A 16,067-nucleotide genomic window follows, 5' to 3' on the forward strand; every position below is an offset into this window, starting at 1 on the left:
GCTGAAGTATTCAATTCGATTATTACTTCATTACTTGAAGTACGGGAAAATACCCGTGTTAACCTGATTCATCCCGCACTTATGCAACGCCCAAATTCCTATATGGGTTTTTACCATCACATGTATACTAGAATTATTGCAACTTTGGCATCCGCCACTATTAGAGCAAATTCGCGCCACCTTGATAGGTAAATTGTTACTTGGTACGACCTTTGTTTGGTGGGATTTTCCTCATTATGTATTGGGTTCTATTTTAGGTTGGTTGTGGCTACGACAATTACACAGAATAGGTTATGCAAAAAAAAGTCAAGGTTAAACCTAATTCAAAACAGCAAAGAATTGAAGAACAACCTGATAGCAGTCTGACTGTGTATTTAAAATCGCCCCCTGTTGATGGTAAGGCTAATGAAGAGTTAATTAAACTACTAGCAGATAAATTTGATGTTCCTAAGTCTCATATCAGAATTAAGTTAGGTTTGTCCTCTCAGCAAAAGCTGATGGAAATTGATACAAATACCTAACTGCTACTTAATAATACCTTTTTTGACGACTTTGATGCCTTCTGATGTGAGCTACATCCTACCCTGGATATCCTCTAGTAGAGACAAGAAACGAGAGACAGAAACTTGCAAAATCTAATTTTTATGTTTGTGTAATACTGATATACCTTGGTTGAGTTTTAACTCTTTCTATCCAAGCTTGAATAGCAGGATATTGTGTTAAATCAAATCCACCTTCATCAGCTACATGAGTATAAGCGAACAAGGCAATATCAGCAATCGTATAATGTTCTCCCACAAAAAAATCTTGAGAAGTTAAGTGTTTATCCATTAGGTTAAGTGCTGCATAGCCTGGTTTGCGTTTTTGTTTGATAGCTTCACTATATTCTTCAGCTTTACCTAGAATAGAAATCCAAAATCTTGATGTAGCAATAAAAGGCTCATGGCTACATTGTTCAAAACATAACCATTGCAGCACCTGCGCTCGTAAAAAGCGGTCATAAGGTAAAAACTCTGTACCTTCACTCAGATAAACCAATATGGCATTTGATTCTGCCAAATATTTCCCTGGCTCGATTTCCAAAACAGGTATCTTACCGTTAGGATTTTTACTTAAAAATTCTGGTGTTCGAGTCTCGCCTTTCAAGATGTTAAGCTCTATCCTCTCAAAAGGCATACCTAGTTGTGTCAATAAAAGACGTATCTTATAACCATGACCAGAAGGTAAAAAATCGTACAGATGTAGTAGTTCCATGTTAAAATACAGTTAGAAATATGTTGATAAGCAAAGGTTCAAAATACAATATTTTACCAAAAGATTTTCCCAAAACCGGATATTTTTTTGTATTTAGTATCTGAACGTACTACAGCAAATTATTCGAGAAAATAAAAAAATATATTATTTATTTATAGATTGAGATGTTTAATTTAATTAGTAGTCGAAAATAAAACTATGTGTGGAAGATTTACTCTAAACCAGTCGGCAGCAGGATTGTCTGAAGTTTTCCATGTCGAGTCAGTTCCTGATTTGGCAGCCGAATATAACATTGCACCTACGCAAATGGTGGCGACAGTGTTACAAAATCCCGAAAGCAAAAAGCGGGAATTTAAGCAGTTACATTGGGGATTAATTCCGTCATGGGCGAAAGATGCAGGAATGGGGACAAAGCTGATTAATGCTAGAGCAGAAACTGTTGCCGAAAAACCTGCTTTTCGTTCGGCTTTTAAGTACAGACGCTGTTTAGTGCTAGCTGATGGCTTTTATGAGTGGCAACGCCAACAAGGTAAGAAGCAGCCATTTTATTTTCGTCTTCGAGATGAGCAACCCTTCGGTTTTGCAGGTTTGTGGGAGAGATGGCGATGCCTTCGGCAACCCGAAGCGGGAACGCCTGCTAATGAAGAAATAATCTCTTGTACAATTTTGACAACGGCAGCTAACGAATTACTCCAACCCATCCACGAGCGGATGCCAGTGATTCTGGAACCACAAGATTACGATTTATGGCTAGATTCTCAAGTAGAAACGCCCCAAACCCTACAACAGCTATTGCGTCCCTATCCAGCGTCAGCAATGACTGCATATCCAGTGAGCACCTTGGTAAACAACTCTCGACATAATAATTCAGAATGTATCGTACCCCTGAGTGAGAAGAATGCCCCTGCAAATCAGTTAAATTAGCTATTGAGTGAACTATGGAATAGGGGAGACAAGCAGACAAGAGGATAAAAACGTGTTTTCCCAATGCCTCATGCCCAATCTCCAATACCCAATACCCAGAGATAAATATGCCAAGAACACAAAAAAACGATAATTTTATTGACAAATCCTTTACTGTGATGGCAGATATCATTCTAAAGATCCTGCCAACCAACAAAAAAGCTAAAGAAGCGTTTGTTTATTATCGAGATGGTATGTCGGCCCAAGCGGAAGGGGAATATGCTGAGGCGTTGGAATACTATGAAGAAGCTCTAACGCTAGAGGAAGATACCAATGATCGCGGCTATATTTTATATAATATGGGGCTAATCTATGCCAGCAATGGCGACCACAACAAAGCTTTAGAACTGTATCACCAGGCAATTGACTTAAATCCACGTATGCCCCAAGCTTTGAACAACATCGCTGTGATTTACCATTACCAAGGCGAAAAAGAAAAAGAAGCTGGAGATAACGAGGCTGGTGAAGCACTTTTTGACCAAGCAGCAGACTATTGGATTCGTGCGATTCGCATGGCCCCCAATAACTACGTCGAAGCTCAAAACTGGCTGAAAACCACCGGGCGATCGCAAATTGACGTATTCTTCTAAAAGTGATGAGTTAAAAATTATTAATCAATCACTCCTAACTCTCATGTAGACGCGATTAATGAGCCAGCGCGTTGCGGGGGTTTATTAATCGCGTCTCTAACTCCTAACTAAAAAAAGATGATTGACCAAGAACAAGTTCACAAAGTAGCTAATCTTGCTCGTTTAGAATTGACTTCACAAGAAGAGGAACAATTCACTACCCAGTTGGGAAGTATTTTGGACTATATCGAACAATTGAATGAACTTGATGTCAGTAATGTGCTGCCAACAACACGCGCGATTGATGTCAGCAATATCACGCGAGAGGATGAATTGCAACCCTATCCTGACCGGGAAAGTATTCTCAACAGTGCACCTGAACAGGAAGGCGAATTTTTCAAAGTACCAAAAATCCTCAATGCTGAATAGTTATAAAAAAGGACAAAGGGATAAGGGGAAACCCCATAAACAAATCAGTTGTGAAAACAAAGGTATAGAGTACCTCCTTGCAAGCAATCAAGGGAACAATTTCCGGTTTTGCTTAAATCACACCTAGTTGTGCGTGGGTTACTTCTGCTTCAAGCCGGACTGAACTAAACATGAGATGAAATTATCCAGTTAGTAATATATAATTAACGCCAACAGTACAGGGTAATTGTCAAGTATTAAAACACTTGCTCGTACTGCCAAAGTATGTTGTATGTCTAAATCTGTCATCACCGTTACCGTCAAGTTATTCGCTGCTTATCAAGAAGCCTTTAGGGTTTCGGAACTGGTGCTGGAATTTCCTAATAGTATGCCAGTCAAAGCAGTATGCGACCGCCTCATAGCTGAACACCCTGAACTCTCACAATGGCGAGATATAACCCGTTTTGGGATTAATTTGATATTTGTCGAACCAGATACCCTACTACAAGATGGGGATGAGGTTGTGTTGATTCCACCAGTCAGCGGCGGCTAGGAAACAGTTATGAGTTAGGAGTTATGAGTGATAAGTTAAAGATTTAAAACTTATAACTCATAACTATTCAAAGAGAATTGGTCTTGGCAGTTAGCTTTATTAAGTTATCTAACTCTTGCTGCATTTGACTAACAACTAATTCATAACATTCTTTGACATAGTGGCGATCGCTAGCTGCTTCAGGTCCGTAGCGTTCAAATACAATTGGCGGACAAACTTGCGTATATATGGGCACTGGTAATGGAACATTCGGCAATGGTCCAATTCCTAATCCCCAAGGCAGTCCAAGATAGATTGGAAAAACTTCTGGATCGATACCTAATAGCCAAGGCATTCCCCACTTGTGGAGTTGCTGCACAACTTTGTAGCAGTCAGCAATTATAATGAGTGTATCGTGAGCGCCCCAAGAAATCACAGGCACAATCGGCACATTTTCCCGTAACGCTAACTTGATAAATCCTTGTCGCCCTGCTAAGTAAATTTTGTTACGTAAATAATTCGGTCGGAAGAGATCTTCGGCTCCACCAGGATAAACTAGTAAACTCGCTCCCGAGCGTAAGGCAGTGTAAGCCATTTTTGGATGAGCGATGATTGCTCCAGCCTTAGCGACTAATTGCGCTAGTGGCGTGCTAACTTGCCAAACCTTGGGATGCATCAAACCATAAACTGGTTTCTCTACACCAAATCTTCGGAACCAGTCGTACATCATCATTGACATATCAGGCGCTGCAAGTCCACCATTGTGCGAACCAACAAATAAGACTTTTTGTTGGGGTGGAATATTCTCCCAGCCACTAGTTTGAACTTGGAAATAGTACTGATACAAAAAGCCAAACAGCGGCATCAGAGATTCTATGAACTTTGGATCTCGCTCATCCAAAGACCAACCGGGTTTTGTGTTTAAGAAATGTTGCTTTTTTGACATCGAGGCATTTTAACAAGATTGGCAAAGTTCAAACAATCCCTTGTTTAGATATAACTCAATACAGTTGGGTTAAGACTAGAACTCTGTTATTAAACTCAACGTAGACGCATAGAAGTTGATTTTCCTTAATTGCGATCGCTTAATCATTAAACATTTGGTGAAATTAAATATGCATTATCCATAACTTTTGTAGAGACATACCAGTGCTACATCTCTACATTCTTTTTCACTCATATTTCTATTGTCACATCGCGGCGATTAATTTGGTGATGTCTATCGAGTAGTTGCTGGTTTTGAACGCTGCTGCTGGTAAAAACCCACAACTTTTTGAAGATATGTAGCAGTAAATCCGCTGTTGCAGCCTGTATAGCTGCCAGTCATCCACCAACAACCGACGCCACGCACAGCAGCAGTTTCATTATTATTAGTGGCGATAAATTGCTTGTTTAACTCACGGCGCGTGATGCAAGATATAACTTGGCGTGCCTTCGCGGGGCTATTTTCAAACTGTGTTGGTGTTAGTTCTTGTTTAAGACAATATTTCGACCAGCCTTTTAAGGTTTCTGGTTTAACTTGCCATTCACTATAAAGTCCATCATTGGCGATGCCAGTCTGTGGTGCTGCTAGTCGCAGCGCTTCTACCATTGCCGCGACTTGGGCATCAGAAACCTTTTGTTGTGCTTGAGCTAACAATGATGACAGCCCGAAGCTGACAATCACTCCGCTAAGTAGTAATGCTATGGGGTTTCTCCTCATGATTTTGGACTTATTTTTAGATACCAATATATAGAATACTACGTTTTTACACTTGCAGGACTTACGCACTGAAAACTTAAAAGCCCCCTTTTTAAGGAGGTTACGGGATCTCTTGTGCATAAGTCCTAACTTAGTACACTATCTTATAAATTCATAGCGAATTAAATTTGGCAATATCTTATACCAATTCAATTAATGATTGCAACACATCCTTGGGTGAAGACGCGATTCATCGCGTCTCTACAAATGGTCTATTTGTCGCATTCTTTTTTTAAACTGGTATTACAATGCCAATGCTTCGCGTTGCATTGTTAATGCGTCGCCCTGCAATGTCAATGTTTCCTGTTGCATTAGTTAATGCGTCGCCTTGCAATGCCAATGTTTCCCGTTGCATTGTTAATGCATCGCCCTGCAATGCCAATGTTTCCCGTTGCATTATTAATGCGTCGCCCTGCAATGTCAATGTTTCCTGTTGCATTAAAAACGCTACGCTTTTACGCAAAACTGTACTTTAGCAATTATCAATTTCCCTTCAATCTGGAATTTTGAATTGTTACGCTGGGTTCCAAGTGCCGTGGAAACTGTGGGGAATGACGCTAGGTAATCCTAGTTTGCAAACAGGTTCTTCATCTAAGCGATCGCTATCAAATATCCAAACTTCACTACTATGAGAATTACCATCGTATACAACGGTTAACACCCAGCCTTGCTTGGGGTTTTGGGCATCTTGGGCGTAGATGGGTTCTGAAGGATAGCGGTTTTCTCCTAAGTCTGCTTCGATGAGAGTTTCGGTTTTGTAGTCGAAGCGGGCGATCGCACCGAACCATTCTTTGTCTATATTCTCTCTTTGGGGCATTAATGATATGTAAGTATAGCGCCAAGGTTGCCCAACTTGCAATTGCTGCACTACAGGAAATTCACACTTGCGGTTGACAACTTCCTGTATTGCTGTCACTTTACCAGTTTGAGGATTGAGGCGCACTTGCCACAATGTTCCTTTAGTAACTGTATGCGTCTCACCAGTTGCAAATTCTGTGAGATACTCATTAGTTTGGTGAAAATCTGCATATCGCACCATGTCTAGAACCAGGGAACCGTCTTGATCTTCATAGCCATTGCCAAAATGCCAATTGAACCAAGGATCAGTTTCACCACGACTCACTAAGGATAAGTTTTCCCGGTCAAAGATTAACACCTGGGTTCCTAATTGAGGTTCCCACAACAAAGATTCACTAAAGGTAGTCACACCTAGCAAAAGTGACAGCATTTTCATCCGCATCGGTGGCATGAAAAATACCAGATACCTTTGAGTTAAAACAAAATCATGCATAATCGAGTAGCGATCTAGTTTAAAAGCAGTTTTTTGGATAATTTTGCCAGTAGCATCGCTTTTGTAGAGATTCAGTTGTACAGAACTTCCGATACTGATTCCAAAGTTAAAAATTTCGCCTGTTTGTGAATCGCGCTTGTAATGAGCAGAATAAGGTAATCCTTTATCCAAAGCGCCTAAATCATCTAATCCCTTCGTTTCTAAAGTTTGCAAATCAAGGCTATATGGATTGGTTGCTTCCCATAAAGCCAACAGTTTATCAGGTAAAGCCAACACTGAAGTGTTCGCTGCATTCTTGATTTGTTGACCCCAGCGCTTCCAGATGGGACCTGGCGGATGCATACCATAGACACCATAAAGAAACCTATCCACTTCAGTTTCAGCTAGATATTCTGCTGTTTGCACATAGCGATAGACTCCGGTAGCACCTGCATCTGTGAAATGGACGCCGAGAATTGCCCCATCTCCATCAAACCAATGTCCCACACGACTGCCATCGCGTTCTAGCCGTGCAGGCCCATTGCGGTAAAGAGTGCCACGCAAGCCATCTGGAATTTTGCCAGAAATAATTGACAGTTGAGTAAGGGGAAATTCTTTTGCTGGTTCTGCGAGCGCACCAGCCCAGGATTTATTTATTGACTTTTTAGTAATCGTCTGCATACTAAAACTTTTGGAAAGATTGATAATGTAAACAATTGCATTCTTACATTGTGGCAATTTTTTAAAGATGCAAAAAATGGAGTGAGTATTGTTGGTTTATCAAGAAAGGCTGTTTTTCTCCTGCCTTTTTCTCACTACTCTGGTAAAAAATGCTGAAACTATTAAGATTAGAAGCATCTGCCTACTGAATACTTACTAAACTTTCCCAGCCATGCCTCTGTCACGCATAGTAACGCTGATTGTCGGTCTAATTGTCATTTTGGGGCTAGTCCTATGGCTAATTGATTCCCTATCACGCCTCTATTGGCAATTGTCTTATTCGCCGTTGCTAGGCAATTTGTTGCTGTTATTGCTGATTGTCCTGATTGGAGGTTTGGTTGCCGCATTTGTCTATTATGTATTGGTGATTCAGTCAGGAGAAAAGCGATCGCGTCGCAACCCAAAGCGAGTGACTGCGGCGCAAGTTCCGGCTGCTAAATCTGACGCTGCTTCTACAACTCTCCAAGCTGTGCGACAACAGGTAGCACAAATTCAAGATGAAGTCACACGCCAAGCTTTATTAAGTCGATCGCGAGAGATTGAAGCCAACTTAGCACGGGGCGAAATTCAAGTAGTGGTATTTGGTACGGGGAGTGCTGGCAAAACTTCTTTAGTAAATGCGATTATGGGACGCATGGTCGGTCAGGTGGATGCACCGATGGGTACAACTCAGGTTGGAGAAACCTATTGTTTGCGGCTCAAGGGATTAGAACGCAAGATTTTAATTACAGATACGCCGGGGATTTTAGAAGCTGGGGTAGCGGGAACGGAACGCGAACAGATGGCGCGAGAACTGGCAACAGAAGCAGATTTACTGTTGTTTGTAGTAGATAATGATTTACGCCGTTCAGAATATGAACCACTGCGAGGATTAGCAGAAATTGGCAAGCGATCGCTCCTAGTTCTCAACAAAACTGATTTATATACAGATGAAGATAAAGAATCCATCCTCGCGAGATTGCGTCAACGGGTACGGGGATTTATTGCTACTAATGATGTGGTAGCGATCGCTGCTAATCCCCAACCTGCACAACTTGAAACTGGCGAAATCTTCCAACCGGAACCCGATATTGTGCCTTTGCTGCGACGCACGGCTGCTGTTTTACGCGCTGAAGGTGAAGATTTGGTAGCGGATAATATTCTTTTGCAATCTCTGCGATTAGGAGACGAGGCGCGAAAACTCATCGATGGCCAGCGTCGCCGTCAAGCTGACAAAATTGTAGAACGATTTCAATGGATTGGTGCTGGTGTGGTATCAGTCACGCCGATACCAGTGGTAGATTTGCTGGCGACAGCTGCTGTTAATGCTCAAATGGTTGTGGAAATTGGCAGAGTCTACGGCTGTGAATTGAATATGGAACGGGGACGAGAGTTAGCTCTTTCTTTAGCGAAAACGCTCGCCAGTTTGGGCATTATCAAAGGAGCAATTCAATTATTATCTACAGCGTTGCAACTCAATGTTGCCACCTTTATTGTTGGTAGGGCGATTCAAGGCGTGACAGCAGCTTATTTAACGCGAATTGCAGGTAAAAGTTTTATTGAATATTTTCGTCATGACCAAGATTGGGGTGATGGTGGAATGACGGAAGTTGTGCAGCGACAGTTTCAAATTAATCGCCGAGATGAATTTATTAAAGCTTTTATTCAAGAAGCGATCGCGCGAGTAGTAAAGCCGTTAACAGAAAAATCTGAGGCGGTTGAGGAAGATACGGAAGCTAAGGGTTAGAATATGCGATTAACTGATGTGGAGCAAAGCTGCCTTATGGCAGCTTTGCGAAGGCGCTTGCTGATTTATTTATTGGATCTCCCTTAAAAGATGGGGCTGGAATTAAAAAAAGTAATTCAAACCTGCTGCATACCAAGAACTACCATCTAAACCTACGTTATCAAAAAAGTTGCCTATAGATGCATATAAATCAAATGTAGAATTCGCAATGCTGTCATAATCAATGTAACCACCATTGACCTTGCTGGCATCTTCATCAGTAAGTGCAGTCAGGCAAGATAAGTTTCCAATGTCCATGATTTACTCCTAAAATAATAACCTTTGAAGTAACAAAAGCAAATACAAGAAGATTGTTATTACTATTCTTGTATGTTTTGTCTTTAGTTACGTTCAATACTGTTGCTCGCTTGTTTAATAAATAAGATAAAGAAAAATATTTGATGAATCAACTATCTTTTGTGTATATACATATGCAACTATAAGCATTACTATTTACGTAATTGTCTACCTGAATATTCAGAAAAGTGCAATTATAGCGATTCTATTTGATTTATGAACTTACTTGTGGAGTCAGGTAATCTGACTTTTCCCGTTATCTCCTTGATTGAGCGATGTCTACGACGGGCTGCGCCAACGCTTACTATACCCCTAGCCCAAAGTCCTATTCTCTGGTGATTCATTATCATTAATTTTAAGTTATTGATAAGAAATTTTAGCCTGAAACCCGTGCTATTTCGTGCTTTTAAGACTTAACGGGAAAAGTCAGTTATTAATTAGATGCTTAAAAATTAATTTTTTAGGACAATTTATTCTTTGGAAGTCCCTAAGCTCTTTAAGGTTTTTCAATCGTCTGCTTATTTACACCGTGCTGTACTAGCCTGCTGCAACGCAAAGCGTAGCTTGCTTCTTTACAAGAGTACACATTTACAAAATCCCCCAAAAACTTATATGGTAAGCTTTTTTGACTTTTGATAGATTATACTGTCAAAATTTTTGATAGAATAATCTATCAAAACCTATTATTGAGGGAAAAAAGAGTTTATGTCATACAATTTGGAACCTCTACCATATCCTACAGATGCCTTAGAACCCTACATTGATGCACGAACAATGGAGATTCATCATGATTTTCATCATGGTGGCTATGTTAACAACCTAAATGCTGCGCTGGAATCGTATCCAGATTTACAAAGTAAAAGCATAGAGGAATTGATTTGTGAATTGAACACTTTGCCAGAAGCGGTTCGTAATGCAGTTCGCAATAATGGCGGAGGTCATTTTAATCACTCAATATTTTGGACTTTGATGGCTCCCAATGCTGGTGGTGAACCCACAGGAGCCATTGCAGAAGTCATTAATGAAACTTTTGGTAACTTTGAAAACTTCAAAACCCAGTTTAATGATGCTGGTGCCAAGCAATTTGGTAGTGGTTTTGTCTGGTTGGTTCGGACTACTGGGGGTAAATTGGAGGTGACAAGTAGACCTAATCAAGATTGTCCTTGGTCTGAAGGTCATTATCCTATTATGTGCAACGATGTTTGGGAACACGCTTATTACCTTACCTATCAAAATCGTCGTCCAGAGTATCTCAAACAGTGGTGGAATACAGTTAACTGGAACGAGGTGAACAACCGTTTAGCCACATCAACTAGTCTCTAATTAATCAAGTAATATCATGTCCGGTAAAATACCCATAATAAAAACTTTGATTTGTAATGTTTGCGTAGTAAACTTTGAGAATACTCAGTCCTGACTACGAACATTTTTTACTCAGGTTGCCGGACATGATATAATACTAATTCTCTATAACAATCCCCTCGCAAATTTACGAGGGTTCAACCTGGTACTAAGTAGGTAAGGGGGATAAACCAAACTTTTAAGTAAGTTGGCACAATAAAAACAAACTATGTAAATTAGGCTAAAACCTTCTACGCTCCTACCTCCTGTTTTCTCTTAACTACAAATATTTACGCCGACCTACCTAAATTAAATAACGAATTAATCATTTTCTGGATTCGCAGTAATTCAGATAATGACTCGGAGAACATAATGAATTGGAGAATAGCATTCATATTTGTGCTGCTAGCAACTTTAGTAGTGGTACTTGTAGGTTGGCTTACCTCAATTGAAGTATTACCAATTAGTCAAGTGATTAACTACAGCGATGCTGGGGTGAGATTTATTCGAGTCTGGATCTGGTTGGCGATCGCAATTGGACTTATTCTTCCTACGATTGCATTTGTTATTTGGTTTAAATATCCTCAACTTCGTAAAATCTTTGGCTTGTATTTGCTGGTTCTTATAATCCAAATTGTGACCGAAGGAGTAGTAAGTAGGGTTTGGTTTCCAAGTTTAGTAGTGCTAATTGGTACACTCTACACTGCATTTCGAGTTTGGCAACTTTGGCATGAGCAGCAATTTCTCAAAGCCACTCATTTCTCTCAACCGAACTCCAGGTTGATTAGTAGTATTTTGTGGCTCTTGCTTTTGTTTTGGTCAAGTAATATAATCATGCTATTGACTCTTTCCTGGCCGAGCATTTTGTAGTTTTACAAAAATTTTGTACAGTGACTGTTTATTTGTTGCTATGCTTTGCTTTGTGTCATTGAGGGCGTGAAGCCTGGACTAAGATTGCGTTCAGCCTAATATCAGTATTGGAAACTTACAAGCTGCATCAAAACAAATTGTTGCAAGCCTAAACTAGATAAAGCTTAACTTGATGACACTAATTTGTTGCGATGCAATTTAATTTATCACTGTACAAAACGCAATAATAATTCACATCTTTACTGAGAAACCAGATCCCCAACTTCTTTGAAAAGTCAGGGATCTGTAGCTTGAAATTTTCAGAAATAAAATACGATCGCTATATGCGTAAATTTAATTACATTTATCAAAATTATCGAGTTACCAAAATTGATAGAGTTATTTCTCTTAGTTGCATCATAGTTTTAATCTATGCAATTGTCGGATTTGCTTTGGGAAACTTGAGAATTAATTTTGGATTATGGGGTTTAGGAATTCTCTTTTACCATTGGCATTTAGCAAATTTTGATAACTCAAACATACACTACACTAGAGAGAATTATTTTCAACAAATGCTGATAGCTTTGACTTCAGGGTTGATAAGCAGTGCCATAACTATACTCGTCCATGAAGTAAAATCCCACTTGCCAGTTTCCCAACCAATTGCCATTGGGTTAATAACAGCAATCAATTCTACTGTCATGATGGTATTAACAGTGAGAGATTGGGGCAGGTTAAAATTTATTATTTTCTCAACCGCATTGGCATGGCTAGGTCTATTGTTGGGGTGGACAGCACAAAATTACTTGCCAAACACTTAAAATTTCTTAAAAATTGCGTTAATCTAGGTAGACATTCAATAAAAGTCTATCCAGTTAGCATGGATGAATCTGCTACAGTTGAGCGAGTAAAAGTCAAAAATCAAATCCTTTATTTACTTAAAATCAAAGGACGACAGTCAGCAGCTGATTTAGCTCAACAGTTGCAAGTATCACCAATGGCAATTCGTCAACATTTACAAACTCTACAAGATGAGCAATTGGTGATTTATACAGAAGAACGTCAAGCTGTAGGTCGTCCGCTAAAGCTATGGTATTTGACAGATAAAGCCATGAATTTTTTCCCTAATCATCACACTGACTTGGTGGTGAATCTAATTGAGGGGGTAACTCAACTATTTGGGATGGATGGGTTAGAGGCGTTAATTGCACAGCGCACCCAAACTCAAATTCAAAATTATTCAGCCAAAATGTCAGATAGTCTTTTATGGCGGGAACGAGTGGCTGTGCTTGCTTGCTTGCGTACTCAGGAAGGGTATATGGCAGAGGTGATTGAGGAGTCACCGGATGAATTTCTGTTAGTGGAAAATCACTGTTCAATTTGTACTGCTGCCCAAAAGTGCCCTCAATTGTGCAGTTCAGAATTACAAGTCTTCACAAGGTTACTCGGTTCTACAGTTAGCATTGAACGAGTCGAACATATTTTAAGTGGCGATCGCCGCTGCGCTTATCGTGTTTCTGTCTTTGATCAAGCTATTGACTTTCAAGAAACACAGGGAGTAAGGAGTAGGGAGTAGGGAAAAAAGCTGTTTATTTCATTTGTAGCGGGTGGTACGCCGCCAGTGCGCTTGATCCTAAGAAACACCAGGGTGTGAGGGTGTAGGGGTGTAAGGGCGAAGAAAGTGTTTGTTCTAGATGTTGCAAGAGCGAAAAATGCGGCCGTGAGAAACTCTTAAGAGTCAGTAAGGCAGCGCAGTTGTGGATGTTACAGTTTCAACTTATTGATATAAATTCGCAATTGTTATAAATTATAAGTATTGATGCCCTTAAAGAAATATTAAGGATTGTGGTTCTTGAGAGAATCAAGATTTTTAAGCTTTCCCCACCTCATTCTTATCCTTACTTATCATGTCCAGCACTCCAATAAACCTGAACACAGTCCATCCGGTTTGGAAAAACCATATCCAGGAAGGAAACAGTAAGATGCAAGTAAAGTTATACTACGATGCGATCGCCTGTTATCAAAAAGCATTGACTATTGCAGAGGAGGTATTGCAGGAAGCAACTTCCTACTTAAGTAATTCCGAGGCAATTCATATCTATGTGCTTTCATGTCAGAATCTTGCTAATTGTCACTTGGCGATGGGACAGTTAATCGAAACTGAAACTTACTTGCTCAAAGCCCAAAGCAGTGCATCAGATATAATGGGGGCTAGTAAGTTACCAATGGAATTTCGGACACAAGCATATTGTGCTTTCTATGCGGTATTTCAAGATTTAGTCAAGTTTTATGAAGCTCTTGGTCGGGAAGATGCGCTGTCTGAAATCATCATGCAATCCAAAGAACAAGCACTTAAGTTTCTTGGGCAAGTCGAAGCAACTCTACCAAGCAACTGATTGTGTAAATAAAATAGCGGTACTGGATAGATAAAGACTATTTCCCAAATGCCGCTACAATTCTGTGTTGATGTCGAGGAAAGTCGCTAAAAACTCATGAATTAAACTATCAGACCAAAGTCGGTGCTTTTTCCATCTCTGCATTGTACTGACCCAGGCTGGCTGCTCCGTTTAACTTCGCTCGATGATAGAGTAATTTTTGGGCCTCAGATGTCTTGTCATCATTACCCCGCCAGTATTCTAAAGCTGGTTGCTGAATAGCGCGGGCATAGGAAAAGGTAACAGACCAAGGACATTGGGAAGCAAATTTAGCATTCATCACATTTAGATGTTCAGTTGAGCGTTCGTTACTCTGTCCACCGGAAAGGAAAGCAATTCCGGCAACAGTAACAGGTACGTTCTTGAGCAAGCATTGAATAGTCATTTCTGCTACCTGCTCTACACTCGCCGGATTGGGACAAGTCAAGCCAGAAATCACCATACTAGGTTTAAGTATCATCTGGTCAAACTCAACTTTATACAGACGCAGTTGATTAAATACCGCTTCTAAAGTTTCATCTGTTACTTCGTAACAATCTTCTATTGTATGATCGCCATCAATTAATACCTCCGGCTCTACAATTGGTACAAGTCCTCCTTCCTGACACAAAGCAGCATAACGAGCTAGCGCATGAGCATTAGCTTCAATGCAAGTACCGCTGGGAATACTATTACCAATGGTAATCACAGCCCGCCATTTGGCAAAACGTGCGCCCATTTTGTAATATTCAGCAATGCGCTCCCTTAGACCATCTAATCCTTCGGTGACTTTTTCACCTGGACAACCTGCTAAGTCTTTAGCTCCGGCATCAACTTTGATACCAACGATCATACCCCCGTCTTGCATCACCTTCGTAAAAGCAACCCCAGCCTGAGAAAACTGCCTAATAGTTTCATCATAGAGAATAGCTCCACTGATGTATTCCGATAAACCAGGAGTTGTCAGAATTAACTCCCGATAAGCACGTCGTCGTTCTTCTGTCGTGGGGATACCTAACTTTTCAAATCGCTTGTTGCATGTACCGTTACTTTCATCCATTGCCAGGATACCTTTACCAGGAGCAACCATTGCCTTAGCGGTGTTTCTCAATTCCTGCGCGTATGTACTCATGTTAATCATCCCTTGGTTGGTTTTGGCGATCGCTATCTATCTAAAATTATTGCAAAAATTTTGCAATAACTCAAATTATTTGTTAAATTATTTTTGTATAGATACTATAACCTCCTATGTCAGCATTGCTTGTGGGAGATTCATTCTCCCACATTTTGTTCTGATTATGCCAAAGTCTCGAAAGGCTGAATGGATGGATCGGATAGCTGTTGATTTAGCTGTCAATATTATTTGGTATGTATTTAATCTTATTCATACATATTATCAATAACTGTCAATGCTTTTGTGAACAGTGTATTTAGTCAGTTCAAAAACCAAGGCAGACTGCTACATACATGAATTTATTGTAAATATCGAGGGTATTTAAGAGGCAGTACAGCATAGCTTTATTCCCGGTCGGGGCTGATTGCTTCTTACTTTGATAGACAGCAATCTGCGCTACACCAAGATTGTTATACTGTGTGCATAATCGTTTTAATATAACTAAGCTGGTTCCTCAGTAACGATATATGTTTTCTGTACTCCTATCAATGCTTTCTTTCCTTAAAGTGCGATCGCCCCTGGTTATGTGGGAAACTAACTCTGGAGCGATCGCCGATAATGTTGCTATAAATTTTATAAATTAATGTAAAAAATGCTCTTACAAAAAAGCAAGAGCATTGAAAATTTTTTAGGAAAAATACTTTGTTGCATAGGCAGTAAATTAAATCGCCTATATACTTATACCAATTCTCTAAAATTGGACTACAGATGAGAGAATAAGAATAAACCAGATGAAGGATGAACAATGTCAGGGATATATCAGCTAGAAA

The 16,067-nt window shown here is 40.0% G+C and carries 18 protein-coding genes and 1 pseudogene; 12 read left to right on the forward strand and 7 right to left on the reverse strand.

Annotation, left to right across the window (positions count from 1 at the left end; genetic code table 11):
* Window positions 1-91: 91 nt before the first annotated feature.
* Window positions 92-316 (forward strand): annotated as a pseudogene (locus tag V7K89_RS30595) (ribosomal maturation YjgA family protein); the annotation flags it as partial.
* The gene (locus V7K89_RS30600) at window positions 294-521 is read left to right on the forward strand and encodes a DUF167 domain-containing protein (protein ID WP_335194047.1); all 228 of its coding nucleotides are present in this window, start codon (window positions 294-296) and stop codon (window positions 519-521) included. The pseudogene V7K89_RS30595 and the gene V7K89_RS30600, both read left to right, overlap by 23 nt.
* A gap of 121 nt (window positions 522-642) precedes the next feature.
* Here V7K89_RS30600 and V7K89_RS30605 read toward each other — a convergent pair whose 3' ends face one another.
* A complete protein-coding gene (locus tag V7K89_RS30605; RefSeq protein ID WP_335194049.1) occupies window positions 643-1,254 on the reverse strand; it encodes a glutathione S-transferase family protein in 612 nt (203 codons plus the stop codon).
* A 198-nt stretch (window positions 1,255-1,452) separates the two neighbouring features.
* On the opposite strand from V7K89_RS30605, the gene V7K89_RS30610 reads away from it, so the two are divergent.
* The 4 genes from V7K89_RS30610 to V7K89_RS30625 all read left to right on the forward strand — a co-directional run bounded on the left by V7K89_RS30610 (window position 1,453) and on the right by V7K89_RS30625 (window position 3,747).
* Complete coding sequence (locus V7K89_RS30610; protein WP_335194051.1) at window positions 1,453-2,178, forward strand: SOS response-associated peptidase; 726 nt, start codon at window positions 1,453-1,455, stop codon at window positions 2,176-2,178.
* A 107-nt stretch (window positions 2,179-2,285) separates the two neighbouring features.
* Window positions 2,286-2,807 (forward strand): photosystem I assembly protein Ycf3, encoded by a 522-nt coding sequence (locus V7K89_RS30615; RefSeq protein WP_335194053.1) that lies wholly within the window; start codon window positions 2,286-2,288, stop codon window positions 2,805-2,807.
* A gap of 117 nt (window positions 2,808-2,924) precedes the next feature.
* The gene (gene gatC, locus V7K89_RS30620) at window positions 2,925-3,215 is read left to right on the forward strand and encodes an Asp-tRNA(Asn)/Glu-tRNA(Gln) amidotransferase subunit GatC (RefSeq protein ID WP_335194055.1); all 291 of its coding nucleotides are present in this window, start codon (window positions 2,925-2,927) and stop codon (window positions 3,213-3,215) included.
* 271 nt (window positions 3,216-3,486) lie between these two features.
* Window positions 3,487-3,747, forward strand: coding sequence for a MoaD/ThiS family protein (locus tag V7K89_RS30625; RefSeq protein WP_099103963.1), 261 nt, complete (start codon window positions 3,487-3,489; stop codon window positions 3,745-3,747).
* Between the two features lie 67 nt (window positions 3,748-3,814).
* Here V7K89_RS30625 and V7K89_RS30630 read toward each other — a convergent pair whose 3' ends face one another.
* From V7K89_RS30630 to V7K89_RS30645, 4 genes are all read right to left on the reverse strand, one after another.
* Entirely contained in the window at window positions 3,815-4,672 is an 858-nt protein-coding gene (locus tag V7K89_RS30630) for a lysophospholipid acyltransferase family protein (protein ID WP_335194057.1), read from the reverse strand.
* 273 nt (window positions 4,673-4,945) lie between these two features.
* Window positions 4,946-5,428, reverse strand: a complete 483-nt coding sequence (locus V7K89_RS30635; protein WP_335194059.1) for a hypothetical protein — start codon at window positions 5,426-5,428, stop codon at window positions 4,946-4,948.
* Between the two features lie 271 nt (window positions 5,429-5,699).
* Complete coding sequence (locus tag V7K89_RS30640; protein WP_335194061.1) at window positions 5,700-5,906, reverse strand: hypothetical protein; 207 nt, start codon at window positions 5,904-5,906, stop codon at window positions 5,700-5,702.
* A gap of 75 nt (window positions 5,907-5,981) precedes the next feature.
* The gene (locus V7K89_RS30645; protein WP_335194063.1) at window positions 5,982-7,418 is read right to left on the reverse strand and encodes a carotenoid oxygenase family protein; all 1,437 of its coding nucleotides are present in this window, start codon (window positions 7,416-7,418) and stop codon (window positions 5,982-5,984) included.
* A gap of 211 nt (window positions 7,419-7,629) precedes the next feature.
* On the opposite strand from V7K89_RS30645, the gene V7K89_RS30650 reads away from it, so the two are divergent.
* Window positions 7,630-9,183, forward strand: coding sequence for a YcjF family protein (locus tag V7K89_RS30650; protein ID WP_335194065.1), 1,554 nt, complete (start codon window positions 7,630-7,632; stop codon window positions 9,181-9,183).
* A gap of 102 nt (window positions 9,184-9,285) precedes the next feature.
* Here the strand turns inward: V7K89_RS30650 and V7K89_RS30655 are convergent, their stop codons facing one another.
* Entirely contained in the window at window positions 9,286-9,480 is a 195-nt protein-coding gene (locus tag V7K89_RS30655) for a hypothetical protein (RefSeq protein ID WP_335194067.1), read from the reverse strand.
* 744 nt (window positions 9,481-10,224) lie between these two features.
* Between V7K89_RS30655 and V7K89_RS30660 the strand changes: the two genes are divergently transcribed.
* From V7K89_RS30660 to V7K89_RS30680, 5 genes are all read left to right on the forward strand, one after another.
* Complete coding sequence (locus V7K89_RS30660) at window positions 10,225-10,842, forward strand: superoxide dismutase (protein ID WP_335194069.1); 618 nt, start codon at window positions 10,225-10,227, stop codon at window positions 10,840-10,842.
* A 390-nt stretch (window positions 10,843-11,232) separates the two neighbouring features.
* Window positions 11,233-11,730 carry a hypothetical protein gene (locus V7K89_RS30665; RefSeq protein ID WP_335194071.1) on the forward strand — a complete coding sequence of 166 codons (498 nt, stop codon included), beginning with the start codon at window positions 11,233-11,235 and terminating at the stop codon, window positions 11,728-11,730.
* Between the two features lie 290 nt (window positions 11,731-12,020).
* Window positions 12,021-12,530 (forward strand): hypothetical protein, encoded by a 510-nt coding sequence (locus V7K89_RS30670; protein ID WP_335194073.1) that lies wholly within the window; start codon window positions 12,021-12,023, stop codon window positions 12,528-12,530.
* 59 nt (window positions 12,531-12,589) lie between these two features.
* Window positions 12,590-13,285: a helix-turn-helix transcriptional regulator gene (locus tag V7K89_RS30675; RefSeq protein WP_335194075.1), complete on the forward strand. Its 696-nt coding sequence runs from the start codon at window positions 12,590-12,592 to the stop codon at window positions 13,283-13,285.
* A 406-nt stretch (window positions 13,286-13,691) separates the two neighbouring features.
* Window positions 13,692-14,105: a hypothetical protein gene (locus V7K89_RS30680; protein ID WP_335194077.1), complete on the forward strand. Its 414-nt coding sequence runs from the start codon at window positions 13,692-13,694 to the stop codon at window positions 14,103-14,105.
* Between the two features lie 109 nt (window positions 14,106-14,214).
* Here the strand turns inward: V7K89_RS30680 and V7K89_RS30685 are convergent, their stop codons facing one another.
* Window positions 14,215-15,255 (reverse strand): class I fructose-bisphosphate aldolase, encoded by a 1,041-nt coding sequence (locus V7K89_RS30685; RefSeq protein WP_335194079.1) that lies wholly within the window; start codon window positions 15,253-15,255, stop codon window positions 14,215-14,217.
* Window positions 15,256-16,067 lie beyond the last annotated feature (812 nt).

It is taken from the genome of Nostoc sp. (assembly GCF_036917515.1).
GTDB lineage: Bacteria > Cyanobacteriota > Cyanobacteriia > Cyanobacteriales > Nostocaceae > Nostoc.